Genomic DNA, 23,857 nt, shown 5'->3' on the forward strand with positions numbered 1-23,857 from the left:
CCGCGTCAACATCGGAGGGCGGTCAGCGGCCCCGCGCCACGCGCTCGATCTCGGCGCGGACGAGGCGTTCGACCATGCCCGGCAGGTTGTCGTCGAGCCAGGATTGCAGCATCGGCCGGAGCATGTCCTGCACCATGTCCTCGATGGTCCGGGCATTCTGGCTCACCCTCGTGCCGGCAAGAAGCTGGAACGCATGGCCGACGCTGGCATCGGTCAGGTCGGAAACGAGGCGCTGCTTCAGGCTCTCGCGCGGGGCCTCCACCGGTTCCTGGCGGGGGGCGGCGCGGGGCGGCTCGGGCTGACGCACCACCGGTGGCGGCAGGGGCTCCGGTTCGGGCTCGTCGTCGTCGAAGGAAATCGAGTCGAAGTCGATCTGCCCGCTCTCGGCGAAGTCGATCTCCGGCTCCTCCATGGGGGCGGGCTGGGGCTTGCGGGGCTGCGCGACCTCGGCGAGGTCGAGCACGTCGTCGTTCTCCGGCAGCGGCGGAGTGGAGCGAACCGGCGAGACCACCTCCGCCTTGGCGTTCTGGTCGTCGGCGATGATCCGGCGAATGGATGCCAGGATCTCCTCCATGGAGGGTTCCTGGCCCTTTTCCGGCGTCTTGGGGCTCGCTGCACTCATCCGGACGACGCTCGGGTCACATGGTTAAAGAAGTATTTCGATCACTCTGAGTATTTCACCACGGGCGCCGGAAACAAGGACCGGCAGGGCGCAAGGCACAGGATAACACCGACGCCCTGCGAGTTCCTCGCGACCCTCAGCGTCCGTCAGGCGTACGCACGCCGTACCAGAGATCCTTGATCTGGTCGAAATGCTCCTTCGGGCTGTAAGCCACCACCGGGATCGACGTGAAGCGCACGGTGAGGCGGCCTACCGCCTGGACCACGCCGTAGGAATTCACCACGCGGTCGCGCTGGGCGAGAATGAGGTTCACGCGCGAGTTCAGCAGTTCCTGCTGAGCGTTCAGCACGTCGAGCGTGGTGCGCTGGCCGACACGGGCCTCCTCGCGCACGCCGTTCAGCGCCACTTCGTTGGCCTGCACCTGGGCCTGCGATGCGATGACCTGGGCCTTAGCTGCCTCGAGACGACCCCAGGCCGTGACGATGGCCGACCGGACCTGGTCGCGGATATCCTCGACGTTGATCCGCGCCTGACCCACCAGTTCCTTGGCCTGGCGGATCTGCGAATAGGTCTGGCCGCCCTCGTAGAGAGGGACCGAGATGCGGCCGACGATGGAGGCGGTCACGCCGTTATCGCCCGGGAACTGCGTATCGTAGCGCTGCTGGACGCTGCCTTGCAGGGCGGCGGTCGGATAGAGCGCGCCTTCGAAAATCTTCACCTGCGCTTCGGCCACATCCACCGCATGAAGCGAGGACATGATCTGCGGATGCTCCTTCAGGCCGATGGAGATGGCGTTGTCGAGGTTCGGCGGCACGAACCGGTCGAGGGGACGTCCCGGCGCCAGCTGCCGCGGCTCGACGCCGATGATGCGCCGGTACGTGCCGATGCTGGCGCGCAGGTTCGCCTCCGCGCCGCTGACGTCGGATCGCGCACCGGCGAGACGGGCTTCGGCCTGGGCGACGTCGGTCCGGGTGACCTCGCCGACATTGAAGCGGTCGCGGGTCTGGCGCAGCTGCTCCTCGAGCACCTCGACGTTGTTGCGGCGCAGTTCCAGGGTCGCCGTGTCGCTGAGGACCGACATGTAGATCTGGGCGGCGTTGAACAGGGTCGTCATCTCGGTGGCGCGCAGCGATTCGCGCGTGCCGAGCACGTCCGACTGGGCCCGACGGGTCTGGTTGTCGGTCTGAAAGCCGTTGAACAGGGTCTGGTTGATCGTCAGCCCGGCGCCGCCGGGCTTCGTCACCTGATTGAGAGAGATGCCGCTCACACGGCCCTGACTCTGGGTGAGGCCGATATCGGCGTCGAGACTCACGGTGGGGCGGTAGCCGGACTTGGCCTGCGCGACGTTCTCATCGGTAGCGCGCAATCCCGCACGCGAGGCGTTCAGCGCTGGGTTGGCGCCATAGGCACGGGCCAGCGCGCTATCCAGCGTCTCGGCCACGGCCGGAGAGGCGGCGGCGAGCGTCAGCGCGGCGAAGCCACCCAGCCGTAGCCGGAAGCTTTTCGCAAGTTTGCGTTGTCTCACGTCCATCTGCCCTTGCGGTTTCTCGATGAACCGGTCGGCTGTTCGTCACAGCCATAGCGCCTAGGGTGCCATCCGGATTGCCCGCCTCACAGGTCAGCTTAGCGGAGGTTGTGCTTCAGGGCATCGGCGGAGAGGGATTAGGCGCGAGATTGATGGCGCAGTGCCGCATAAAAGCGACACCTGCTCCCGCGGCTAGAACGAAAAATGGGAATCCGCGCTGAACGCCGAGAGGGCCGGAAGCGAGGCGTCGAAGAGCGGCCGCGCTCCGAAAGCATCCCCGGTCCTGATGAACAGGGTGGCCTTCGCGGCCCTGTCGCGACCCATCACGCAGACGAGGCGTCCGCCATCCTTCAACTGATCGAGGAGGGATTGAGGCCTCGTCTCGACGCGGCCGTTGACGAGGATCGCGTCGAACGGCCCCGACTTCGCCGCCCCCTCCTGCAAAGGACCGTGAACGATCTCGATACCGTCCGTGCCCGACAGGCGGCTCTCGGCCTCGGCGGCGAGGGTCTCGTCGGATTCGAGGGCGACGACCCGCACGCCGAGCTGCCGCATGATGGCGGCGGCGTAACCGTAGCCGGTGGCGACATCGAGGGCGACCTGGCCCGGCGCGAGCTGCAGCGCCTGGATCATGCGGGCCAGGATCATCGGGGCCGGGACGGCGCGATCCGATGTCGCCGGATCCTGTCCGGTGATGCGGAGGGATTGGTCGATATAGGCGAAGTCCTCACGGCCCTGCGGCACGAAGCGCTCGCGCGGCACGGCTTCGAAAGCGTCGAGGACGGGGATGTCGTTGACATCGAAAGTCCGCAACTGACAATCCACCATGAGGCGTCGCGCCTGCGCGTAATCGAGCATGGGTTTCGTCTTCCCTCGCCGCATCGACCGTAGGCGCCCCTCCGCCTCATCCGGATATTCGGAAGGGGCCGGACGCCAGCGCCGAAGCTTGCCGGGTTGTCGTGGATCGGCCCTCAAAACGCAAGGTTCGAGGCGTGGTCGGGTCGACGGAAGACGGCTCCGCTTCCGGCCTGATGGAATGGGCGGAGGTTTCAGCAGCCGGTGGCGTCGAGCAGCGTCTCGACCATGGAGCGGTAACCCGATCCGAACAGGCGCAGATGCACCAGCGCCGGCCACAACTGATAGATCGCCCGACGCTCGGGCATGCCCGATTCGGCCGCACCATACGCCTCTCGGAAGGCCGGGCCGGGCGCACCGAACAGCGACAGCATCGCGAGGTCCACTTCGGCATGGCCGTGGTAGCAGGCGGGGTCGATGAGCCCGGAGACGCGGTCGCCGTCGATCAGGACGTTGCCCCTCCACAGGTCGCCATGCAGCAGGGACGGACGCGGACGGGCCGGAAGACGCTCGGGGAGCGCCCTCGCCAGGGCCTCGATCCTTCGCCTGAGCGTGGGGTCGAGATGAGGAGCGTGGCAGAGCAGCCGGTGCTCGCTCCAGAAGTCGGGCCAATTCTCGCTCCGGCGATTGTCGATCCGCGCCGTCCCGAAGGCGTAATCGCGGGTCCAGCCGTAATTGTCGCCGGTCAGGGCATGGAGGCGCGCCACCACGTGGCCGAGATCCGCATCCGCGTTGCCGCCGCGGGCCGGCAGGGGCTCGATCACGAGGGTCCGGGCATCGGCCGCGAACACCTCCGGCGCGGGAATTCCGGCGGCGCGGATCGCGCGGAGCATCCCGGCTTCCGCCAGTGGATCGGGTCCATCCTTGACGATCGCCGCGCTGCCGTCGTCGAGCAGGATCCGCACGAGGCCGGAGAGGTTGCCGCCGCTCATGGGCTCGACCCGCACGAGACGGCGCCCGAGCAGCGCCGCTCCACGCTCTGCCAGTGGCATCATGGCTCGGCCAGAGGCGTCATGCCTTGAGCGCGCGCACGAGGTGACGGGCGCCCAGGGTCACGTCGGCCCAGGTGGCGTCGAACCCCGCATCGGCGCCGTAATAGGGGTCGGCGACCGCCTCTCCCCTGCGCCCGGGCACATGGTCGAGGAGAAGCGACAACGCGGCGCCCTCTTTCGGTCGAAGCCTGCGCAGCACGGCGAGATTGTCGCCATTGAGGGCGACGATGTGGCTGAAGCGGGCAAAATCCGCAGGCTCGACCTGACGGGCGCGGTAGCCGGACATATCGACGCCGTTGCGCCGGGCGACGGCCAGGGCACGCGGGTCGGGCGGTTCGCCCGCATGCCAGCCGCCGGTGCCGGCCGAATCGACCTCCGCGTCGAGACCCGCCCGCTCGGCCTCGACGCGGAACGCCGCCTCCGCCAGGGGCGAACGACAGATGTTGCCCAGGCACACGAACAGGACGGCTGGCTTGCCTGCGGACATAACGGCTCCTCGAATGTCGATGTCAGTTGTCGCGCGACGGCCCGGTCGCCCGATCCTTGTCGGAGCCTTCCGCTTCTTCCATCGCGACCCGCCTCGCCTCCTGCCGACGGCCGAGCCAGAGGCTGTTCAGGAGCCAAGCGGCCGAGAGCGGCACAGCCGTGACCGCCACGGCCGTCGAACCGAGACCGAGGGCCGCGATCCCCGCGAAGGACCATGCGCCGATCTGGTCGCCGGTGCGGTAGACCACGGTGTCGATGAAGTTCTTCGCCTTGTAGCGGTCCTCACGCGGGACCACCGTGAACAGCACCTCGCGGATCGGCCGGGCGATGGCGAAGTTGCCGGCCCGCCGGAAGACCTGGAACGCCACGATTGCCGTGATCGTGGGCGAGACGGCGAGCGCTGCAAATCCGAGGATGCTGGCCGCCGGCAGGAGCGCGAGGGCGGGGCCGACCCCGATGCGCCGCACGATCCGGCCGGTAAGGAAGAATTGCACGCCGAGGGTGAGCAGGTTCACCAGCAGGTCGACGCTGGCGAAGAAGGCCGTCTGCGACCCACGATCGGGGAAGCTGCGCTTGGCGATGCCGGCCTGCTCGAAATACAGGAAGGTCGAGGTCACCGAGAACAGCAGCAGGAACAGCCCGATATTAAGCAGGTAGGGCGATTGGAACGTGCGGGTGATGCCCGCGAAGGCGCTGCCGCCGATGGCCTCGCTCGGGGCGGCGTCGCCCGTGACGGGAGCCCGGTTCAGGCGGTCGGACAGGCGCGCGAGGCCGCGCATGCTGAACACCGCCACCTCGAGGAGCAGGGCCGCGCCGATGAGGAGCGCCCAGGTCGGCACGTCGCGGGCAAGGATCGCCGTCGTCGCCGATCCAGCGATCGCCCCGAGAGTCGCGCCGGCGGCGATGAAGCCGAACAGGCGCTTGCCCTGCTCGGTGGAGAACACATCGACGATGGTGGCCCAGAACACCGAGACCACGAACAGGTTGAAGATCGAGAGCCAGACGAAGAAGGCCCGGCCGATCCAGACGTCGCCCTCCGGCCCGGCGAAATAGAGCGCCCCGGCGAACAGCACGATGTTGGCGGCGAAGAACCGATAGGTCAGCGGCACGAACCGGGCGCGTGGCAATGTCTTCACGAGCCAGGCGAAGGGGACGTTCAGCGCCAGCATGCCCACGAGGGTGCCGGTGAACAGCCAGGGCAGGTTCTCCAGCCCGCCGGCGACACCCATCTGGTCGCGGATCGGCCGGAGGACGTAGTAGGCGGCCAGGATCGAGAAGATGTAGGCCCAGGACCATGCAAGGGCCGGCACCTCCTCCGCCAGTACGTCGATGAGCCGCCGCAGCCAGGGCGGGACGTAGCCGCCACTTTCGGCGGGCAGCGGCTTTGCCAGCCCTGGCCCGTCGCTCAACGGGTGACCCCGAAGCGCGCCCGCGATTCCTCCGCATTCAGGTCGAGGCCGAAGCCGGGGGAGCCCATGGCGAAGCTGTCCGCCTTGGCCAGCGGCCCGACCTCCACCGGATCGAAGCCCGCATCCTTGACGAGTTGGGAAGCGATCGCGAGCGCCGCGGGATCGTCGCCGGCGATGGGGATCGCCATGAGTCCGCCTTGGCGATGGGCGTTCTTGGCGAAGACCTTGTAATTGGCCGCGTTGAAGGCCCGGACGATCTTCGCCCCGTTCAGATATTTGGCCGAGACCGCCGCGATGCCGTTGGCCTGGACCTCGCCATAGACCTCGCCGTCACGGGCCTGGGTCGCGTTGCCGGCATCGATCACCACCTTGCCCTTGAGCGCGGCGGCATGGTCCTGCGCCAGCTGCGGATAAGCCTTGTAGGGCACCGCGATGAGGATGACGTCGCCGAACGCGATGGCCTCGGCCGGGCTGCCCGCCCTCGCCTTCGGCCCGAGTTCCTCGACGAGGCCCTTCAGCTCCTCCGGGTGGCGCGACGACAGCATCACCTCGTGGCCGGCCTTCGCCCAGAGGCCACCGATCGTGCCGCCGATATTGCCGGCCCCGACGATGCCGATGCGGACCGGCTGCGGTGCAGCCTGGGCCGAGGCGGGACAGGGTGATGCCAGCAGGCTCGAAGCGGCGAGAAAGCCGCCTACAAGAGCGATGACGGCACGGCGGTTGAGGACATCAGAGCGCGTCGACATAGGCCTCCATTCGGGTTCGCTGGGCGGCATCGGGCAACCGGCCGCGTGCCGCGCCGAGATTGTCCTCGACATAAGCCGCCTTGGCCATGCCGGGGATCGGGCAGGTGACGGCCTCGTGGGCGAGGACGTATTTCAGGAAGAATTGCGGCCAGCTCGCGCAGTCGAACTCCGCCGTCCAGGGCGGCAGGTCGCGTCCCTGCACGGCCTTGAACAGGCGGTCGCGCCCGAAGGGCACGTTCACCATCACCGCCATGCCGCGCTCTTTCGCCAGCGGCAGGATGCGTTCGGCGGCGCGGCGGTCGTCGAGGGCGTAATTGACCTGGATGAAATCCATCGTCTCGCGCCGCATCACCGCCTCGAGATCCGCGAACTGGCTGTCTTGCCAGACCGTGACGCCGATGTAGCGGATCTTCTTTTCGGCCTTGAGCTCACGCAACGTGGCGAGGTTCATTGCCGTATCGCTGAGGTTGTGGACCGCCACGAGGTCGATCCTGTCGGTCGCCATGCGGCGGAAGGAGCGTGCGATCTCGGCCGCGCCGGCCTCGCGGCCCGGTGTCCCGACCTTGCTGCAGAGGAACACCTTCTCGCGCAGACCGTCCTGGGACAGGATCTGGCCGAGGACGTCCTCGGCCGTGCCGTAGCTCGGCGCCGTGTCGATGACCGACCCGCCGAGCGCCACGAACCGCTGCACCGCCTCGCGCAGGGGCGCGATCTTTTCGGGAATCGGCTCGACCTCGTAGCGGCGTGACGTACCGATCCCCATGGCGGGGAGCATCTCGCCGGAGGACGGGATGGCGCGGCGGATCAGACCGCCCTCCTCCGCATGGGCCGGGGACGTGGCGCGCTGTAGCAGCGGCACGATCAGGGGAGCCAGGCCGGCACCGGCCAGGAACGCACGTCGGGATGGATGCATGCGGGCTCGGTCCTCATCCGGGGAACGGGGAGGGTCAACTCCGCTGCGCCGCCAAGGTGCCAACGGATCAGGAAACAGCCGTCAGCTTGTCGGCCATGGACTGTTCTTTGTCCCGCCGCGACGAGAAGGCCATGGTGAAGAAGACCCGCTGAACGCCGAGCTGGCTCAGCTTCTCTTCGCAGAGTTCGATGAGCCGGCAGATGTCGGCGAGCTCGCCCTCGATATTCGTGCCGTTGGCATGCATCTCGGCGTTGAGGTGGCTGGTCTCCAGGATGGTCTTGATCTCCTTCACGTAGGAGGAGACCGAGGGTCCGACCCCCATGGGGACGATGCACAGATCCGCGACGACTTTCATGACGGTTCTCCTTGGCAATGCGGGCAAACGGGATGGCCGATCCCGATGGTCCTAGAGGCGTCTCGACGGCCTGCGTCGCCAGCGCCCAGGGGCCGATGGGAACGGCCGGGCGCCCGGTCCGTTGATGGGCATACCTCACAACAGGATGTTTCGAATGCGCAAGCTCGCACTCCTCTCGGCCGCGGCCGTCAGCCTCGGTGCCCTCCTCGCGGCGGCACCTGCGGAAGCCCGTGGTTGGGGCCATGGCGGCGGATACGGTCATGGTGGCTTCGGCGGCCACGGTGGATACGGTCATCGCGGCGGTTATGGCCGTTACAGCGGTGGTTACGGTCGCTACGGCGGCGGCTACGGTCGTGGTTACGGATATGGCCGTCGCGGCATCGGTCCTGGTGCCGCCATCGGCCTCGGCGTCGCTGGCTTGGCTGCCGGAGCCATCGCGGCCGGAGCCTATAACGGTGGTTACGGCTACGACGGTTACGGTTATGGCCGCCCCGTCGGCTATTACGGCGGTTACGCTCCCGCGCCGGCCTATGGCTACGGATACGGTGGTTACTACGGCTACTGAGCCGAAACGGTATGAGGAAACGAAGGGGTCGCCGCGAGGCGGCCCTTTTTGCATGCGCTTATCGCTGTCGCCTGTTCCGAGCCATTCCGGCTCATGAAAAGCGACGGATCGGAAGCACCCCGTCTCCGCCCCGATGCGGCGCGATTAGGGTGGTGCGAAGATCGTGATGTTGCTGTTGATCTGGTAGGCCGCCGTCGGCGGCGTATTGACGAAGCGCAGGCGGATGGGGCTTTCGCCCAGGATGGCTCCGAAGGACGGGGTCACCGTCATGGGAAAGCAACGGTTCACGGCATCCCTCGCTGCCTCCTCGAACCGTTTTCTGGCGTCCTGATCGCCCTGGAGGCGGCGCGCCGTGACGAGAGGTGCACCACGCAGCTCACCCGTCTTGCTGATGCCGAACAGGAACGCGATCAGCGATCCCCTGGTATCCGGCGGGACCGACCAGCAGGACGCCAACGTGGCGCGAAGGTCCGCCCAGTTGTTTACCGCAACTGCCGGTGACGGAGACTGAGCGAAGACGGTGGTCGTCATCAGCATGGACAATCCGCCGAGCATCGCCGCCCCGAAACGGCACGCGATGACAAACCGGCGGATCGGTTCATGTTTCATGGTGGTCAGTCTAACCGCCACTTCGGCCCGGAGCAAAACGGCGCCCATCTGTCCGCTTCGCGACTACCGGGCTCACCCTTTCGTCGGCGCGTTCGGCCTCGGCTTCACCGCCTCTTCGAGACGTGGAAGATGGCAAAGCCCGCCAGTGCCGCGAGGCCCAGCGCGAGCGGCCGGTTGTCGTGGAAGGCGCCGAGCGCACGTGAGCCCGCATCGCGAAGATCGCCGACCACGGGGTTGCCCTGAAGGATGCTCTGAGCGCGCTCCAGATTCTCAGTCCTCGTGCTGATGGACACTTCGAATTCGTCGCCGTGGCGTTCGATATCCACGCTGTTGCGGGCGAACCCGGCACGTGCCAACCGCTCCCTCGCCGAGCGAGCCGCCCGGAGAGACGGGACGATAACCGAAGCTAAAGCGCTGTCAGACATTCATTTCCTCCAATTTGGATGGACGAACATCTTTGAAGGCTCATCGGTTCCTTGACGAAGACCGCATTCGGTTTGCGCTCCCGGCGTACGACGTCAGTGCACTGCTTGACCCGAGGGCAAGTTCAGGCTGCGTCCGTCGTGCCGGCACAGATTCCGAGGCCGTGGGCGAAGCCGGACACAGGGGCCCGGCTCGCTGTGGACGGCGTCAGGCCATAGTCCAAGTGAGGAGCATGATCCCACTGAGAAAGATTCCGTAGGTGATCGCGATGGCGGCGATCTCGCGGTGTTCGTTGACGATGTTGCGGGAAGCGAGGATCATGGCAATGACCGGCAAGGGTTGGATGCCGGCTCTATAGTCGAAGGATTTCTAACGTGTGGTCGTCATGAATGGTTAATATGATTTTAACCATTCGGTGTCGCCCGCCGGACACACCCTTCGATGTGCCGGTTCGCATCGATGACTTAGATCGGCCATGCAGGACGCATCGCCCCGGTTACGACGGGATCGACGGCTTCACCGGAGCCAGCCGGAGCAGAGCCTCCTTGTCGACCAGAAGGGCGGCGGCGATTTCATCGAGAGCGATGTGCTCGACGTCGCTGATCCCCTCGTGATCGGCGGCATCGGCCGCGATCAGGAACACCCCGTTTCGTTGATCGATGGACCTGTCGGCGATGGCGGCCACGCGGCTCAGATTGTCCGCCCGCCCGACGCGGGTCCGGGCCCGCGCGATCCCGTCGAACAGTTCCGCCTCCAGCATCAGCGTATCGTATCCCTTCTCGATGATGGGATTCGCCCGCATGGCCGCGAGTGCGACCTCGACCTCCGCCTCGTCCACCTCACTGTCGGCCACGATGACGTTCGAGGCTGCGGATACGGCCGCATACATCAGCGTCTTGTCACCGACATAGGCGGTGACGCGTTCGAGCAGGTTCTGAAAAATGCCCATCAGGGACTCCTTGGGGCGGTCCGGCCGAGGGCCGCGAACGGGCAACGCTCGAACCTGCCATTCGGAATCGTATGCAAAGTTCGCACGCCGAACGCACGAGCTTTCTTAGGCCGGCAGGCGGTGACGTCACCGCATGGCAGAGCCTGTGTCATCGGTGCCGCCACTCATCGTCGGTGTCGTGGCACGGCAATGGGAGCGGTCGAGGGAATTCGCGACGTCGGTCGGTCTCGCCGAACCGGGCCCTCAGCCCCGACAGGCCATGTCGGGCGATCCACGGCGTCGCCCGCAGTTGAGGTTTAGGCGAGGTTCGATCGACGGATGGGGATGATGCGGAACCGGAACCAACCTCCATCCGACCTCCGAACCGGCGGAGGCCATCCCCTTCGCTGAACGGCGCTCTACATTCCGCATCGCCGGCTCGGAACGCGCGGGAAGGCAAGGGCGGGACTCCGGGCATTTGGCCCTGGGCACCACGGCTTCGATATGTGCTCGCAGAACCGTCGAAGAAACGGATGGAGAAGAGATGAGTTTACAAGGCCAAGCGATCGCTGATCTCTGGGATCAGACCTTCAACAAGGGCGACACCGCCGCATTGGGAAAGCTCTACAGCGACGAGGGAAAGGTGATCCCGGCGGGGGGCTCGCCCGTCCAGGGAGCGGACAAGATTTCCGCTTTCTTCGCCGACCTGCAGGCGAAGGGATTCAAGGACCATAAGATCACGGTCCAGGACACCACGCAGAGGGGCGAGACCGTCATTCTCACCGGGCTCTGGCAGCTGACCGGACCGGGAGAGGGAGGTCAGTCCCAGAGCTATGGGGGCAATTGGGTGAACGTTCTGGAGCCTCATGGCGATGGTTGGCGCGCTCTGCTCCACACTTGGAACTGAGTGACACCTGGAACTGAGCGACATCTGGAACTGAACCATCCTCGGTTCGCCGGGCCAGCATCCCGGCCCGGCCCACATCCCGTTTCGAGGGATGAGCCTATCCGGACCCGCCGGGTCATAACCGGTCCCATCGCCTCTATCGGGGCAAAACGGAGGAACACGTCATGGACGAGGATCGCTTCAACATCGAACTGCGCAAGTTCCTGAAGGAAGTCGGAGTGACGTCGCAGCGTGAGATCGAGCGTGTGGCCCGTGAGGGTCAGGTGCCGGGCGGGTCTTTGAAGCTTCGCATGACTCTCACGGCCGAGAACGCGCCGCTGGAGCACGTGGTCGAGCGCACGATCTCACTGGGCGAAGATCCGGGCACGACACGCTGACCTGTCACGATCAGCGGCCTGCCTCCTTCGACACCTCCATGAACAGGCGGGTCGCGAGGTAGAGCCGCGGCGTGATGCTGGCGAGGACCGCGAACTCGTCCGTGCTGTGATAGCGGCCCCCGACGATGCCGAGGGATTCGAGGATAGCAGGTTTCGCCGGGCTGTCCGGCTGGAAGGCGTAGCCCGCATCCGTCCCCCCGCCGATCTCCGCCAGCATGAGCTCGGCACCCATTTCGGCATAGATGGCGCGTGCGCGTTCCCCGAGGGCCTTCGTCCCCGGATTGCTCGGCAGCGGCGGGCGGCCTTTGGCGAGATCGAAGGTCACCTGCGTATCGGGAACGCGATGCGATTCGGCGATCTTCCGTCCCTCGGACAGGACGCGGTCGTACTCGCTCGGCACGAAGTAGCGCATGTCGCCCTCCGCCTTGGCGTCATCGGGAATGATGTTCGGCTTGGTGCCGCCATGGACCATGGTCCAGTGCAGGCTCGTCCCCTTGGCTGGGTCTCCGAGATCCTGAAGCTGGAGGATCTGGTGGGAGAGTTCGACCACCGCGTTGCGTCCGGCTTCCGGCGCGCCGCCGGCATGGGAGGCACGGCCTTTCACGGTGAGGCTCGCGTAGTTGATGCCCTTCGTCGCCACGGTGACGGCATCGACGCCGGCTTCGGCGAAGGAGGGTTCGAACGACAGGACCACGTCCTGATCGCGGGCGATCCTGACGATCTCGTCGCGCGACCCACGCGAGCCGCGCTCCTCATCGGGATTGAAGACCACCGTGAGGGTACCGTAACCGTCGAACCGCAAGGTCTCCAGGATGGAAAGGAGGTGCAGGATCATCGCGATGCCGCCCTTCGCATCGGCGACACCCGGTCCATAGGCGCGGCCGTCGCGCTCGGTATAGGGGCGCTTGGCAGCGTCGCCCGTGCCGAACACGGTGTCGTAATGCACCAGCAGCATGATCTTGCGCGTGCCGCTGCCCGATCGCGTACCGATCACCGTGTTTCCGCCGAAGACGGGGGCGTTGCGGGTGCTGACTGCGAGTCCCGAGGCTTCGAGGCGAGCCTTTAGGAGCGCCTCGACCTTGGACAGGCCGGACACGTCGCCGGTGCCGCTATCGAGATCGACCAACCCCTTCAGCGTCTCGAGATACGGGCCGTCCTGCGCCTTCACCGCTGCGAGCACGGTGTCGTCCGGAGCGGACCGGGCGGCGAGCGGCGCCAGCGCCATGAGGACGGCGAGGGCCAGAGACGCGGTCGTACGCATGGAAATCCTTCTCGTCGTAGGCCGACGCAGCGAGCCACGATCTATCCGGCTCGTAGGCTGCCCGTCCCGGAGTTTCTCGCATCGATCGTCACAGAACCGTAGAGACCGGTCCGACGCAAGGATCGCGCGGCTTGCGGGCTAACCGGCCGGGTTTGGGCCGGGTCGCCAAGGCGTGCCCCTTGATCGGACCGTGGTCGCGCGCTCCGGCTGATACGGCCTATGCCGGCGGCACGTGAGCGATGCGGACGTTGTTCGTCGTACCCGCCACGGCGAAAGGGATGCCGGCGGTGATGACGACGAGATCCGTGGGCTTGGCGAAGCCCTCTTTCACGGCTTGGTCGATGGCGCCCGCCACCATCTCCTCGTAGGTGGTGACCTCCGCGGCCTGGACGCTGTGCGCGCCCCAGAGCAGGCAGAGCCGGCGCGAGGTCGCGAGGTCCGGCGTGAGCGCCAGGATCGGCACCTCCGGGCGCCGGCGTGCGATGCGTGCGGCGGTGGTTCCGCTGAGCGTGTAGGCCACGATGGCGGCGGCGTTCACCGCATCGGCGAGGCTGGCCGTCGCGGAGGCGATGGCGTGCGGTGGCGTTTCCTCCTCGTCGGGGTCCGAGGCGGTGATGAGCGAGCGGTAGAGCTTGTGCGTCTCGGTGCGATGGATGATCCGGGCCATCATTTCCACGGTCTCCACGGGAAATTTTCCCGTGGCGGATTCCGCCGAGAGCATCACCGCATCCGCCCCGTCATAGATCGCGGTGGCGACGTCCGAAGCTTCGGCCCGGGTCGGTGTCGGGGCCGAGACCATCGAATCGAGCATCTGGGTCGCCACCACCACGGGCTTCACCGCGAGGCGGCAGGCGCGGATCAGCTCCTTCTGGCGCCCCGGAACGTCCTCCTGCGGGATCTCCACGCCGAGGTCGCCGCGCGCCACCATCACGGCGTCCGAGAGGCGGATGATGTCGTCGATGCGCTCCAGGGCCTGGGGCTTCTCCACCTTGGTCATGATGCCGGCCCGGTCGCCGATCAGCCCGCGCGCTTCGATCACGTCGGAGGGCTTCTGCACGAAGGAGAGCGCGACCCAGTCGACGCCGAGCTCCAGCCCGAAGGCGAGGTCGGCCCGGTCCTTGGCGGTGAGCGGCGAGACGTCCAGCAACGTGCCGGGGAGGTTGACGCCCTTGCGGTTCGAGAGGGTGCCGCCGATCACCACCTCGGCGATGATGCTGTCGCGGGTGAGGCCGGTGACACGCACCCGCACGCGACCGTCGTCGATGAGCAGGTCCTGCCCCGGCGCGACGGCGGCGAAGATCTCCGGGTGCGGAAGGGGGATGGCGTCGCGCCCGCCTTCGGCGCCATCGAGGACGAAGCGGAGGCTCTCACCCGGGACCACGTCGAGGCGGCCGCCGGCGAGTGTTCCCAGGCGGATCTTGGGGCCCTGGAGATCCTGCAGAATGCCGATGGGCCGGCCCACCTCGTGCTCGAGCGCGCGGATCGCGGCATGGACCACCGCGTGGTCGGCCTGCGTGCCGTGGCTGAAATTGAGGCGGAAGGTGTCGACGCCCGCCAGGAACAGCCGGCGCAGCATCTCGGGCGACGCGCTGGCGGGGCCGACGGTGGCGACGATCTTGGCGTGACGGAAGCGGCGCATGAACGATTCGGCCGCGAGCGACCGCCTTCTCGGAACGGGGTTCGGACGCTCAGGATCGCATGGAAACCGCCTGGGTCGAGAGGGGGGCCGGGCCATTGCCTAGGAAGACGGTGGACCTCATGCGGCCAGCCCCATGAAGGCGCGCATCGGCGAGGGGTCGCGGCGAAGGTCGGCCGCCGATCCTTCATAGACGACGTGGCCGTTGTTGAAGCCGTAGACCCGCTGGGCGAAGCTGAGCACCGCGGCCACGTTCTGCTCCACCACGACGATCGTCCGGCCCTCCTGGGCGAGGCGGCGCGTGAGGGCGATCAGGTCCTGCACGATCAGCGGCGCCAGGCCCTCGAACGGTTCGTCGAGGAGGATGATCCTGGGGTCGCGGATGAGTGCTCGGGCGATCGACAGCATCTGCTGCTCGCCGCCCGACAAGGTCCGGCCCCGCGACGTCCGGCGCTCCTTCAGGCGCGGGAAGACTTCCCAGACCCGGTCGAGGGACCAGCCCTTCGGTGCGGTGAGGCGGGCGACGCGCAGGTTCTCCTCCACCGTGAGGGTGCCGAAGATGGCGCGTTCTTCGGGCACGAGCTGCATGCCGACCCGCGCGATCTTCTCGGGTGGTAATCCCTGGATCTGTTTGCCGTCGAGGCGGATCGTGCCGCTACGTGGGGAGAGGGCGCCCATCAGGGTCCGGAGCGTCGTGGTCTTGCCGGCCCCGTTGCGGCCGAGCAGGGCCACGACCTCGTTCTCCTCGACCCGGAGCGAGACGTCGAAGAGGACGTGCGAATCCCCATAGAGGGTGTTGATGCCCTCGACCTCAAGCAGGCTCATGCGTGGCTCCCAGGATCGTGGTCCCCTCGCCGGAGGCTTCATCCGGGGCAGCACCCAGATAGGCCTTCTGCACCGCCGGGTCGCGGCGCACGGTCTCGGCGGGCCCGTCCGCGAGAAGGCGCCCTTCGCTCAGGACGGTGATTCGCTCGGCGAGATCGAAGACGGCATCGAGGTCGTGTTCGACGAGGAGGATCGTGCAGGAACGACCGATCCGCCTGATGAGTGCGCAGGTCGCGACGCGTTCCGAGGGGCTCATGCCGGCCAGTGGCTCGTCGAGGAGGAGAACGTTGGGGCTGGTGGCCAAGGCCATGCCGATCTCGAGCCGGCGCTTCTCGCCATAGGCGAGGATGCCGACGCGCGTCTCGGCCCGCATCCCGAGATCGAGGATGCCCAGCATGGTCTCGACCTGCGCCTCCACCTCCGCCCGGCCCGTGGCTGGGGCGAGAAGGTCGAGACGGAATCGCCCGCGAGCCCTGGCGAGGGCCGCCACCCGCAGGTTCTCCCGTACGGAGAGGTTGAGAAAGAGCTGGTTGAGCTGGTTGCTCTTGGCGACGCCGCGCTGCGTCGCCTCCGTCACGCCCGCCCCCGTGAGCCGCTCGCCGAATAGCAGGACCGATCCCGCGCTTGGGGTCACCTCGTCGGAGAGCATCTTGAAGAGCGTGCTCTTGCCGGCGCCGTTCGGGCCGATCACCGCATGGATCGAGCCGCGCCGGACCTGGAAACTCACGCCGTCCACGGCCTTGAGGCCCCCGTAATGTCGGGCGAGCCCTCGAGCTTCCAATGCGATCTCCGCATGGGCGGTGCGACCGTCCACCGCCGGTCGTGGCATGGGCAGCGCGACCTCGGCCGGGATTTCCGGCGCGACGATACCTCCCGAAGCGATGGCGTCCTCGATCGCCTCCGTGCGTGCCTTCGCGGCGCGGAGACGGATCGCCTCGCCGCGCTGTTGCCAGCGATGCAGGATCTCTCCGCAGATGCCGCGCCGCAGGCCCATCACCAAGCCGATGAAGGCTACGCCCAGGATCAGCTTCCAGAGGGAGCCGAAGCCCGGAATGAGCTGGAGGTTGTCGCGCAGCCACAGCCAGAGCACGGCGCCCACGAGGGGCCCCACGAGCGTTCCGACCCCGCCCACGATGGTCTGCACCACCAGCTGGCCCGAGGTCTCCAGCGCGAAGGCGTCCGGCGGCATGTAGCTCTGGAAGGAACCCAGCATCGCGCCGGCGAGGCCCGCATAGAGGGCCGCGATGGTGAAGGCCGCGAGCTTGTAGGCCGGCACGTCGTGGCCGAGCATGGCCACGCGCGGGGTGTTCTCCTTGATCGCTTTCAGGATGAGCCCGACCGGCGAGTGCACGATGCGCCGGGCCAGCACGAAGCCGAGGAAGAAGGTCGCCGCGAGGAGCGCGTACATGGGGAGGCCGGCGGTGATCCGCACGGCCCACGTCCCGAAGCCGATCACCGGCACCGGAACCCCCGCGATGCCGTTCTCACCGCCGGTATAGTCGGAAAGCGGCGAGTTCTGGATGAAATAGGCCATCTGCCCGAAGGCCAGGGTGATCATGGCGAAGTAGATGCCGATGCGTCGCACGGCGAGCCAGCCGACCGCGAGGCCGAACAGGCCGGCCGCCAGGGTGCCGATCAGGAAGGCGAGCCAGACACTCTGGATCAGACCCGAGACCAGCAAATAGGCGGCGACGAACCCGCCTGCCCCGTAGAAGGCCGCCTGGCCGAAGGAGAGCAGGCCGGCGAGCCCGAACAGGATGTCGAGGCCGAGGCCGAACAGCGCCCAGTTGAGCGCCCGCGACAGCAGGTCGTGCGAGAAGCCGAGCGGCGGCAGGAGGATCGGCGCGGTGAGGAGGACGACGAGGAGGGCGAGTTCGGGCCAGGCTCTGCGCAGCGGACGGGCGCCCATCAGACCCGGCCCTCCGTGCCGAACAGCCCTTGCGGCCGCGCCACCAGGACGAGGGCCATCAGGCCGTAGAGCATCACCTCCGAATAGGCGGAGTTGAAGGCACTGGTCAGGCTGATGATTTCGCCCGCGATCAGGCCGCCGACGATGGCGCCGGGGAAGGAGCCGAGGCCCCCCAGCACGATCACCACGAAGGACTGAACCATGAAGCTCGCGCCCATGTCGGGCGTGACCGCGACGACGGGGGCGTAGAGCATGCCGGCGAGGCCGACGGCGACGATGCCCACCGCGAAGACGAATAGGAAGGTGCGTCGCACGTCGATGCCGAGGATGCCGACCATGCCGGCATTCTCGATGCCGGCCCGCACGACCAGTCCCACCGAGGTCCGGTACAGGACAAGGTAGAGGCCCACCAGCAGCGCCGCGATGATGCCGATCAGCTGGAGACGGTAGGTCGGGTAGACCAGAAAGCCGAGCTTCGTCGCGCCGGTACCCCAGGAGGGGACGGGCACCCGCTGGCTGTTGCCGCCGAACCAGGTCCGCAAGGCTTCCACCAGCACCATGCCGATCCCGTAGGTGACGAGGATCTGGTCCTCGTCCGGCCGGGCGTAGAAATGGCGGATGATGAGCCGCTCCATGGCAAAGCCGATGATGAGCATCACGGCGCAGCCGCCGAGCAGGGCGAGCACGAAGGAGTGCGTCGCCTGCATCATCACGAAGGCGGTGTAGGCGCCCACCGCGAACAATGCGCCATGGGCGAAGTTGAGCACGCCCAGCGTGCCCAGGATGATGGTGAGCCCGCTGGAGACCAGCGCCAGCAGGCTGCCGAGGGCGAGGCCGTTGAAGGCCTGGGAAAGGAGGACGGCGGTGCTCGGCATGGTCGTGTGCCTCAGGTGTAGGGGCCGAGCTTGCACCCGAACAGGTCGGGCGGGTTCATCACCGTCTCGCCGTCGACGAGATCGACGACTTCGTAGAAATCCTCCGGGCCCTTCATGGCCGAAGGCGCCTTGCCGCGCAGGATCGGGATCGGCCGGACCATCTGGTGGTCCTCTGCCCTGTAATAGACGCGGCCGATCGTGGTCTCGTAGGGCTGGGACTTCGAGCCCTCCATCACCTTGATGATGTCGACAGGGTTGAACCCCCCTGCCCGCTCCACCGAGAGTGCCCAGAGGTAGGTCTGCATGTAGGCGATGTGGGCGCCCCAGCGCGGACGGTACTTGTTTCGGGCAAAGAACGCCTCGACGAAGGTCTTGGCCAGGGGATAGCGGTCCTCCAGCGTCCACCAGAAATCGCAGGAGCCGTAGACGCCCTGCATCAGCTCGGGCCCCACCTCCTTGTCCTGGAAGGAGGAGAGGTTGGGCACCACGAGCTTCATGCTGGAGAGGACGCCGAACTGTTCGGCTTGCTTCGTGGAGGCCACCGCGTCGGACCCGAAGCAGATATTGACGAAGACATCGGCGCCGCTGTTGGCGATGTTGAGAAGCGCCGAGCTGTAATCGGCCGTGCCCAGGGGCACCGTCTCCTTCAGAACCTGTGTCCAGCCCTGCTCCTTCGAGAATTTTGAGAAGGAATCGTAGACCGTCTGGCCATAGGTATAGTCGGGGACGAGGAAGGCGGCCTTGAGGTTCTTGCCCAATGCCTTGGCGACGACGGGCGCGAGGGCTTTGGCCGCCATGTAGGCGTTCTGCTGCGAGCGGAAGCCGTAGCGTTGGCAGTTCTTGCCGGTGACGTCGTTCGAGCCGGCGATGCCGACCATGTAGAGGACCTTGTCGCGGCTCGCGAGCTCCTCGAGGGCGATGGCTTCGGCGCTGCTGACGGAGCCCTGGAACAGGATTGCCTTGTCGCGCTGGATGAACTGGGTCGCGGCCTGGACCGCGACGTTGGGCTTGCCCTCGGTGTCGGCGATCTTGTGGCGGATCTGGCGCCCGAGCACGCCCTTTCCCTTGAGGCCCCAGGCAGCGGGGATCTCGCCGCCCGCGTTGATCTGCGCGATGGCCAGCTCATAGCCGAGCTTGAGGTCGCTGCCGTCACCGGAGAACACCCCGGTCAACGGCATGTTGAGGCCCACGAACACCGAATCCGTGCCCACCCCCTCCGGAAAGGTGCCGATCTGTGCGGGACTCTGGGCGCGGGCACCGCGCAGGTCCGGCAGCATCAGGCCGGCGGCACCGGCGAGGAGGAGCGTGCGGCGATCGAGCATCAGGGGTCTCTCCGGTCTGGCTTCGAGGGGTCTGTTCGGGTGCTCTAAGGCTTCTGTGCTTGGGACTCGGTCGGGATCAGGAATGCAGGGGCGGTTCGGCTTGGCGTCAGCAAGTCACGCGCCGGTCGCCACAGGCGGCAGCGGCTCGGGCGCAAGCGCCGGACCGTCCCGGAACTGTGCGGGCGCGAGCCGCTGGCGGTTCACGGCGAGGTCGAAGACGTCGAAGCGGTTGTAGTAGCCCACCACGTCGTGGAACTGCTTGGGCTCGACGCAGGCGTTGAGGTCGATCTCCGCGTAGAGAATCCCCTCCTCCTGCAGCGCCTCGCCGATCTGCGTGCCGGTCGGATCGACGAAGAACGAGGCGGCGCGCGGCGTTCCGTCGAGCACCTCGGCGGCGCCCGGATCGCGCGCCGCCAGGAAGTCGTAGGCGTCCCGGTCCAGCACGCCGGCCGTGACCAGTCCGAAGGCCTTGGCCTCGAAGCAATGGGCACTGGCGCGCAGGCGGTTGGCGGCGAGGTTGTCGTAATTGCCGCCGCCCTGCGGCCGACGTGTCGGCCAGACCGGAGGCCAGGACGAGATGTGGAACTGCTCGCCCTGCGCCATCAGGGCATAGCGCGCGAGCGGGTTGGTGTTCTCACCGCAGATGAGCTGGCCGATGCGGCCGATCCCCGTCTCCACCACCTTCAGCCCGGCCCCGTCGCCCGAGGCCCAGATGAGCTTCTCGTAATAGGTCGGCATCAGCTTGCGGTGGTGGTTGAGGATCGTGCCATCCTCCCCGATGAAAAGGTTTGCGTTCCAAAGGCATCCCACGCTGGCGGGCGATCGCTCGCTGATGCCGATCGATACGAAGATGCCCGCTGCCCGCGCCGCCTGCCGGATCCGCGCGATCTCCGGTCCGTCGACGAGGATCGACTGCTCCGCCATGCGGGCGAACAGATCGTGGTTGTCGATGGGAGCCGAGAGGGCCGCCCAGACCGGAAAGGCCGGGATGAAGGTCTCGGGAAAGGCGACCAGCGCGGCGCCGGCCCGGGCCGCTTCTTCGATCAGGGCGACCGCCTTGGCGGTGGTCGCGGCGGCATCGAGGAAGACGGGTGCTGCGTGAATTGCTGCGGCCTTGAACCGTGGGAGCATCGGGGTTTCCCTTTCCACGCCGAAGTTACGTGGTGGAATCGGCTTGCGAAGCGGGCAATTCTGCAAGGCGCCTTGCAGGATGTCTCCGGGATGATGTCCGGGCCGGCGCACAGGGGCGACTGGCGCACATCTTGCGCCCGCTTCGACCATGCAGACCTTCGATCTCCTGGACTGGAACGACATCAAGGTCTTCCTGGGAGCCGCCCGTGGCGGGAGTCTCGCCGCCGCGGCCAAGCGCCTGAAGGTCGACCAATCCACTGTGAGCCGGAGGCTGGCGAACCTGGAGAGCGTCCTCGGCCTCGCACTCTTCGAGCGCGTGCCGTCGGGGCTCCGTCTCAGCGATATGGGGCAGCGCATGCTCCAGCATGCCGAGCAGGTCGAGAGCGCGGTCATCTCCCTCCGGCACGAGGATCATTCTGGCGATGGCCGTATCGGGGGGCGCGTACGGCTCGCCACGATGGAGGGCATTGCCTCCCTGTACCTCGCCGAGCGCCTCTCGAGCTTGAGAGTCCGTCACCCCGACTTGATGATCGACCTCGTGACCTCGGCTCAGACCGTCTACGTCAACCGTCGCGAGGCCGACCTCTTCCTCAGCTTCTTCAAGCCACCGGGGAGAGGGTTGGTCTCGGAGCAGATCGGAGCGTTCCGGCTTGGCCTGTATGCGGCGCCGAGCTACCTCGCGCGGCATGGATGCCCCGTCGATCTATGGGCGCTTAAGGAGCACCGCTTCGTCTCTTACGTCGAGGATCTCATACAGGTCGATTGCGTCCGCTGGCTGGACGACGTGCTCGACGAGCCCCGGACGGTGTTCCGCTCCACCAGCATGATCGCGCAGAAGAGCGCGGCACTCGGAGGGCTCGGCCTCGTTCTGCTGCCGAGCTTTGCGGTGACGGCCCGTGACGACCTCGTTCCGGTTCTGCACGAGAGCGCCTTCACGACCCGGGAACTCTGGCTCAACGTTCACGCGGATCTTCAATTCGTGCCCCGCATCCGGGCCGTCATGGCCTTCCTGAAGGGCACGATTACAGCGGATGCACAGTTTCGGGTGTCGGCGGACGATGCCGCTCCACCGGCGGTTCGCCATGTCGGGGAACCGCCGCGGAAGCGCGTTCCAAGTGTTCAACCGCGATGCGAGACAGTGCATTCTGCATGATCGTCGGGCGGTCACCCGCCTGCGCGCTGGAGGCCTGCGGGCGCTTCTCTGCGGGGCCGCTCAATTCACGAGCCCGTCCGCGTCCCGACGTTGCTGATGGGCGGCGGTGATCTTCTTCATGAGCCGGATTAGTGTCGCCTGCTCCTCTTCCGAAAGGGGTTCGAGCGTCGCGTCATGGGCCTGACGCGCGGCCGTCTCCATCTGCCCCAGCAGCGCACGGCCTGCCTGGGTCAGGCGACAGCGTTGAGAACGCCGATCGGTTGGCGAAGCAGAGCGTTCGACGTATCCGCGTAGCTCCAGGCGTTTGAGGGCGCCGGTCGTCGTCGTCCTGTCCAAGGCGACCGCATTGGCCAAGGTTGTCTGGTCGGCTTCCTCACGTTCTGCCAGTAGAGAGAGCAGGCTGTACTGCAGGGGAGTGACGCGGAAAGCGCCACAACGCTCTGAAAATAGGCTGACATGGATCTGATGTAGCCGCCGCATCAGAAAACCCGGCCGTTCCGGCAGGAGCCAAGGCGTTCCGAGGGGCTGAAGAGCCTCCGGTGATGGCGCCGCATCCGCTTCAGCCAGCCCGCTTTCGTTCATCTGCGTCCCGTCTCCCGCTCCCGATCCGAAGCCCGGACGGTTCCTGGCACGTAACATGCCTTGGCAGATATACGAAGCATGCTTCGCATTTCCCTGGTCACGTCCGTGCGAGGCAAGGCGAAGGCCGACGCGCGACGATGGAGGAGACGGAATGGACGCTGGTCGCTACGACATGCTGCTGCGCGGCGGACGGGTCATCTGTCCGGCCTCGGGCATCGATGGCATCAAGGACGTCGCCATCCGCGACGGGCGGATCGCCGCCGTCGAGGACAGCATCATACCGTCCGCCGCCACCGAGGTGGTGAACGTCTCCGGCAAGCTCGTCCTGCCGGGGATGATCGACACCCACGGGCACGTCTACCAATACGTCACCGGACGGTTCGGACTGCCGCCGGACATGGTCGGCGTGCGCTCGGGCGTGACCACGGTGATCGACCAGGGCGGCGCGTCCTGCATGACCCTGCCGGGCTTCCGCCACTTCATCGCGGAGAAGGCCGAAACCCGGATCTACGCGTTCCTTTCCGCCTATCTGGTCGGGGGCCTCGAAGGTCACTTCTACCCGAACCTCTACAGCCCGGACGGGGTCGACATCGACGCCACGGTGAAGTCGGCCGTGGAGAACCGCGACCTCGTGCGCGGCATCAAGGGTCATGCGGAGATCGGGGGCTTCGCCCGCTGGGGCATCAAGGTGATGGAGATGGCGGCCGAGATCAGCCGCCGGGCCGACCTGCCGCTCTACGTGCATTTCGGCCAGCTCTGGGGCCTGCCCGAGAACGGCGCCAATGGCGAGGACGCCAACACCATCATGGAGCGGGTGATCCCGCTGCTGCGTCCCGGGGATTTCCTCGCCCACCCGTTCACCCGGCATCCCGGCGGCTTCATCAATGAGGAGGGCGTCGTCCACCCGATCATCCGGGCGGCGATGGATGCGGGCCTCCGGGTCGATGTCGGGCATGGCAGCCACTTCTCCTATCGGGTCGCCCGCGCCTCCCTGCCGGCGGGCGTCGTGCCCTACACGCTGGGCGCCGACATGCACGGCTACAACACCGAGGTGCCTCGGCCGGCGGGCACGCCCGACGAGCACCACGACGACGAGAACCATCCCTTCCTGGGCCAAGCCCGCTTCAGCCTGACCCAGGCCATGAGTTCGATGATGGCTTTGGGCCTCAGCCTCGAACAGGTCGTCCCCATGGTAACGAAGCATCCGGCGGAGATGCTGGGCCTGTCCGACCGGATCGGTGCCCTGACGCCGGGCTTCGCCGCCGACGTCTCGGTGCTGCACGACCATCGCGGCCGCTTCCTCCTGCGCGACAACGAGGACACCCAGGTCATCGCCCAGCGCCTGCTGCAGCCGGCCTTCTGCCTGCGCGCCGGCCGTCGCTTCGACGCCGACTCGCCGATCCTGCCCAGCGCCATCGCGGCCTGACCCTGGCACCCAAGGAGACGACCGC

General features: G+C 67.1%; 25 protein-coding genes. 5 read left to right on the forward strand and 20 right to left on the reverse strand.

Annotated elements, in window-relative coordinates; all coding sequences use genetic code 11:
• Positions 1 to 22 precede the first annotated feature (22 nt).
• The 9 genes from ACYQOP_RS20470 to ACYQOP_RS20510 form a co-directional block, all read right to left on the reverse strand.
• Positions 23 to 622 carry a DUF2497 domain-containing protein gene (locus ACYQOP_RS20470; RefSeq protein ID WP_200919235.1) on the reverse strand — a complete coding sequence of 200 codons (600 nt, stop codon included), beginning with the start codon at positions 620 to 622 and terminating at the stop codon, positions 23 to 25.
• Between the two features lie 136 nt (positions 623 to 758).
• Positions 759 to 2,153 (reverse strand): TolC family outer membrane protein, encoded by a 1,395-nt coding sequence (locus tag ACYQOP_RS20475; RefSeq protein WP_056434067.1) that lies wholly within the window; start codon positions 2,151 to 2,153, stop codon positions 759 to 761.
• 186 nt (positions 2,154 to 2,339) lie between these two features.
• A complete protein-coding gene (locus ACYQOP_RS20480) occupies positions 2,340 to 3,005 on the reverse strand; it encodes a protein-L-isoaspartate O-methyltransferase family protein (RefSeq protein ID WP_461223677.1) in 666 nt (221 codons plus the stop codon).
• Between the two features lie 191 nt (positions 3,006 to 3,196).
• Complete coding sequence (locus ACYQOP_RS20485; protein WP_461223678.1) at positions 3,197 to 3,997, reverse strand: fructosamine kinase family protein; 801 nt, start codon at positions 3,995 to 3,997, stop codon at positions 3,197 to 3,199.
• Positions 3,998 to 4,013: 16 nt separating this feature from the next.
• On the reverse strand, positions 4,014 to 4,481 hold the full coding sequence (locus ACYQOP_RS20490; RefSeq protein ID WP_461223679.1) for a low molecular weight protein-tyrosine-phosphatase: 468 nt from the start codon (positions 4,479 to 4,481) through the stop codon (positions 4,014 to 4,016).
• 22 nt (positions 4,482 to 4,503) lie between these two features.
• Positions 4,504 to 5,889, reverse strand: coding sequence for an NTP/NDP exchange transporter (locus tag ACYQOP_RS20495; protein ID WP_461223680.1), 1,386 nt, complete (start codon positions 5,887 to 5,889; stop codon positions 4,504 to 4,506).
• Entirely contained in the window at positions 5,886 to 6,635 is a 750-nt protein-coding gene (locus ACYQOP_RS20500) for an NADPH-dependent F420 reductase (protein WP_461223681.1), read from the reverse strand. Before ACYQOP_RS20500 ends, ACYQOP_RS20495 begins: the two co-directional genes overlap by 4 nt.
• On the reverse strand, positions 6,619 to 7,548 hold the full coding sequence (locus ACYQOP_RS20505; RefSeq protein WP_461223682.1) for an aldo/keto reductase: 930 nt from the start codon (positions 7,546 to 7,548) through the stop codon (positions 6,619 to 6,621). Before ACYQOP_RS20505 ends, ACYQOP_RS20500 begins: the two co-directional genes overlap by 17 nt.
• A gap of 67 nt (positions 7,549 to 7,615) precedes the next feature.
• Entirely contained in the window at positions 7,616 to 7,903 is a 288-nt protein-coding gene (locus tag ACYQOP_RS20510; protein ID WP_056434053.1) for an MTH1187 family thiamine-binding protein, read from the reverse strand.
• A 154-nt stretch (positions 7,904 to 8,057) separates the two neighbouring features.
• Between ACYQOP_RS20510 and ACYQOP_RS20515 the strand changes: the two genes are divergently transcribed.
• Positions 8,058 to 8,468, forward strand: coding sequence for a hypothetical protein (locus ACYQOP_RS20515; protein ID WP_056434050.1), 411 nt, complete (start codon positions 8,058 to 8,060; stop codon positions 8,466 to 8,468).
• A 144-nt stretch (positions 8,469 to 8,612) separates the two neighbouring features.
• Here the strand turns inward: ACYQOP_RS20515 and ACYQOP_RS20520 are convergent, their stop codons facing one another.
• The 3 genes from ACYQOP_RS20520 to ACYQOP_RS20530 form a co-directional block, all read right to left on the reverse strand.
• A complete protein-coding gene (locus tag ACYQOP_RS20520) occupies positions 8,613 to 9,077 on the reverse strand; it encodes a hypothetical protein (RefSeq protein ID WP_461223683.1) in 465 nt (154 codons plus the stop codon).
• Between the two features lie 104 nt (positions 9,078 to 9,181).
• A complete protein-coding gene (locus ACYQOP_RS20525; RefSeq protein WP_461223684.1) occupies positions 9,182 to 9,433 on the reverse strand; it encodes a hypothetical protein in 252 nt (83 codons plus the stop codon).
• A gap of 563 nt (positions 9,434 to 9,996) precedes the next feature.
• On the reverse strand, positions 9,997 to 10,449 hold the full coding sequence (locus ACYQOP_RS20530; protein WP_056434039.1) for a tellurite resistance TerB family protein: 453 nt from the start codon (positions 10,447 to 10,449) through the stop codon (positions 9,997 to 9,999).
• A gap of 523 nt (positions 10,450 to 10,972) precedes the next feature.
• Between ACYQOP_RS20530 and ACYQOP_RS20535 the strand changes: the two genes are divergently transcribed.
• Together ACYQOP_RS20535 and ACYQOP_RS20540 are read left to right on the forward strand one after the other, a co-directional pair.
• Complete coding sequence (locus tag ACYQOP_RS20535) at positions 10,973 to 11,335, forward strand: YybH family protein (protein WP_056434034.1); 363 nt, start codon at positions 10,973 to 10,975, stop codon at positions 11,333 to 11,335.
• A 164-nt stretch (positions 11,336 to 11,499) separates the two neighbouring features.
• Complete coding sequence (locus ACYQOP_RS20540) at positions 11,500 to 11,712, forward strand: DUF6494 family protein (protein ID WP_056434031.1); 213 nt, start codon at positions 11,500 to 11,502, stop codon at positions 11,710 to 11,712.
• 10 nt (positions 11,713 to 11,722) lie between these two features.
• Here ACYQOP_RS20540 and ACYQOP_RS20545 read toward each other — a convergent pair whose 3' ends face one another.
• The 7 genes from ACYQOP_RS20545 to ACYQOP_RS20575 form a co-directional block, all read right to left on the reverse strand.
• Positions 11,723 to 12,973, reverse strand: coding sequence for a glutamate carboxypeptidase (locus tag ACYQOP_RS20545; RefSeq protein WP_461223687.1), 1,251 nt, complete (start codon positions 12,971 to 12,973; stop codon positions 11,723 to 11,725).
• A gap of 217 nt (positions 12,974 to 13,190) precedes the next feature.
• Positions 13,191 to 14,612, reverse strand: a complete 1,422-nt coding sequence (gene pyk / locus ACYQOP_RS20550) for a pyruvate kinase (protein WP_461223689.1) — start codon at positions 14,610 to 14,612, stop codon at positions 13,191 to 13,193.
• Between the two features lie 117 nt (positions 14,613 to 14,729).
• On the reverse strand, positions 14,730 to 15,434 hold the full coding sequence (locus ACYQOP_RS20555) for an ABC transporter ATP-binding protein (RefSeq protein WP_056434019.1): 705 nt from the start codon (positions 15,432 to 15,434) through the stop codon (positions 14,730 to 14,732).
• Positions 15,421 to 17,343 carry a branched-chain amino acid ABC transporter ATP-binding protein/permease gene (locus ACYQOP_RS20560; RefSeq protein WP_461223691.1) on the reverse strand — a complete coding sequence of 641 codons (1,923 nt, stop codon included), beginning with the start codon at positions 17,341 to 17,343 and terminating at the stop codon, positions 15,421 to 15,423. The genes ACYQOP_RS20555 and ACYQOP_RS20560 overlap by 14 nt, the downstream gene beginning before the upstream one ends.
• The gene (locus ACYQOP_RS20565) at positions 17,343 to 18,218 is read right to left on the reverse strand and encodes a branched-chain amino acid ABC transporter permease (RefSeq protein WP_056434011.1); all 876 of its coding nucleotides are present in this window, start codon (positions 18,216 to 18,218) and stop codon (positions 17,343 to 17,345) included. The genes ACYQOP_RS20560 and ACYQOP_RS20565 overlap by 1 nt, the downstream gene beginning before the upstream one ends.
• 11 nt (positions 18,219 to 18,229) lie before the next feature.
• A complete protein-coding gene (locus ACYQOP_RS20570; RefSeq protein ID WP_461225406.1) occupies positions 18,230 to 19,543 on the reverse strand; it encodes a substrate-binding protein in 1,314 nt (437 codons plus the stop codon).
• Between the two features lie 111 nt (positions 19,544 to 19,654).
• On the reverse strand, positions 19,655 to 20,671 hold the full coding sequence (locus ACYQOP_RS20575; RefSeq protein WP_461223693.1) for a carbon-nitrogen hydrolase family protein: 1,017 nt from the start codon (positions 20,669 to 20,671) through the stop codon (positions 19,655 to 19,657).
• Positions 20,672 to 20,819: 148 nt separating this feature from the next.
• Between ACYQOP_RS20575 and ACYQOP_RS20580 the strand changes: the two genes are divergently transcribed.
• Positions 20,820 to 21,824: a LysR family transcriptional regulator gene (locus ACYQOP_RS20580; RefSeq protein WP_461223695.1), complete on the forward strand. Its 1,005-nt coding sequence runs from the start codon at positions 20,820 to 20,822 to the stop codon at positions 21,822 to 21,824.
• Positions 21,825 to 21,884: 60 nt separating this feature from the next.
• Here ACYQOP_RS20580 and ACYQOP_RS20585 read toward each other — a convergent pair whose 3' ends face one another.
• Complete coding sequence (locus ACYQOP_RS20585) at positions 21,885 to 22,406, reverse strand: MarR family winged helix-turn-helix transcriptional regulator (protein ID WP_419951184.1); 522 nt, start codon at positions 22,404 to 22,406, stop codon at positions 21,885 to 21,887.
• A 151-nt stretch (positions 22,407 to 22,557) separates the two neighbouring features.
• Between ACYQOP_RS20585 and ACYQOP_RS20590 the strand changes: the two genes are divergently transcribed.
• Positions 22,558 to 23,832, forward strand: a complete 1,275-nt coding sequence (locus tag ACYQOP_RS20590) for an amidohydrolase/deacetylase family metallohydrolase (protein WP_056433999.1) — start codon at positions 22,558 to 22,560, stop codon at positions 23,830 to 23,832.
• Positions 23,833 to 23,857 lie beyond the last annotated feature (25 nt).

This window comes from Methylobacterium sp. CM6247, assembly GCF_054817925.1.

Excerpts from the sequence above, each read along its gene's own strand:
- ACYQOP_RS20470 (WP_200919235.1), bottom strand. The coding sequence starts at position 622 with ATGAGTGCAGCGAGCCCCAAGACGCCGGAAAAGGGCCAGGAACCCTCC.
- ACYQOP_RS20475 (WP_056434067.1), bottom strand. The coding sequence starts at position 2,153 with ATGGACGTGAGACAACGCAAACTTGCGAAAAGCTTCCGGCTACGGCTG.
- ACYQOP_RS20480 (WP_461223677.1), bottom strand. The coding sequence starts at position 3,005 with ATGCTCGATTACGCGCAGGCGCGACGCCTCATGGTGGATTGTCAGTTG.
- ACYQOP_RS20485 (WP_461223678.1), bottom strand. The coding sequence starts at position 3,997 with ATGATGCCACTGGCAGAGCGTGGAGCGGCGCTGCTCGGGCGCCGTCTC.
- ACYQOP_RS20490 (WP_461223679.1), bottom strand. The coding sequence starts at position 4,481 with ATGTCCGCAGGCAAGCCAGCCGTCCTGTTCGTGTGCCTGGGCAACATC.
- ACYQOP_RS20500 (WP_461223681.1), bottom strand. The coding sequence starts at position 6,635 with ATGTCGACGCGCTCTGATGTCCTCAACCGCCGTGCCGTCATCGCTCTT.
- ACYQOP_RS20505 (WP_461223682.1), bottom strand. The coding sequence starts at position 7,548 with ATGCATCCATCCCGACGTGCGTTCCTGGCCGGTGCCGGCCTGGCTCCC.
- ACYQOP_RS20510 (WP_056434053.1), bottom strand. The coding sequence starts at position 7,903 with ATGAAAGTCGTCGCGGATCTGTGCATCGTCCCCATGGGGGTCGGACCC.
- ACYQOP_RS20515 (WP_056434050.1), top strand. The coding sequence starts at position 8,058 with ATGCGCAAGCTCGCACTCCTCTCGGCCGCGGCCGTCAGCCTCGGTGCC.
- ACYQOP_RS20520 (WP_461223683.1), bottom strand. The coding sequence starts at position 9,077 with ATGAAACATGAACCGATCCGCCGGTTTGTCATCGCGTGCCGTTTCGGG.
- ACYQOP_RS20530 (WP_056434039.1), bottom strand. The coding sequence starts at position 10,449 with ATGGGCATTTTTCAGAACCTGCTCGAACGCGTCACCGCCTATGTCGGT.
- ACYQOP_RS20535 (WP_056434034.1), top strand. The coding sequence starts at position 10,973 with ATGAGTTTACAAGGCCAAGCGATCGCTGATCTCTGGGATCAGACCTTC.
- ACYQOP_RS20540 (WP_056434031.1), top strand. The coding sequence starts at position 11,500 with ATGGACGAGGATCGCTTCAACATCGAACTGCGCAAGTTCCTGAAGGAA.
- ACYQOP_RS20545 (WP_461223687.1), bottom strand. The coding sequence starts at position 12,973 with ATGCGTACGACCGCGTCTCTGGCCCTCGCCGTCCTCATGGCGCTGGCG.
- pyk (WP_461223689.1), bottom strand. The coding sequence starts at position 14,612 with ATGCGCCGCTTCCGTCACGCCAAGATCGTCGCCACCGTCGGCCCCGCC.
- ACYQOP_RS20555 (WP_056434019.1), bottom strand. The coding sequence starts at position 15,434 with ATGAGCCTGCTTGAGGTCGAGGGCATCAACACCCTCTATGGGGATTCG.
- ACYQOP_RS20560 (WP_461223691.1), bottom strand. The coding sequence starts at position 17,343 with ATGGGCGCCCGTCCGCTGCGCAGAGCCTGGCCCGAACTCGCCCTCCTC.
- ACYQOP_RS20565 (WP_056434011.1), bottom strand. The coding sequence starts at position 18,218 with ATGCCGAGCACCGCCGTCCTCCTTTCCCAGGCCTTCAACGGCCTCGCC.
- ACYQOP_RS20575 (WP_461223693.1), bottom strand. The coding sequence starts at position 20,671 with ATGCTCCCACGGTTCAAGGCCGCAGCAATTCACGCAGCACCCGTCTTC.
- ACYQOP_RS20580 (WP_461223695.1), top strand. The coding sequence starts at position 20,820 with ATGCAGACCTTCGATCTCCTGGACTGGAACGACATCAAGGTCTTCCTG.
- ACYQOP_RS20585 (WP_419951184.1), bottom strand. The coding sequence starts at position 22,406 with ATGAACGAAAGCGGGCTGGCTGAAGCGGATGCGGCGCCATCACCGGAG.
- ACYQOP_RS20590 (WP_056433999.1), top strand. The coding sequence starts at position 22,558 with ATGGACGCTGGTCGCTACGACATGCTGCTGCGCGGCGGACGGGTCATC.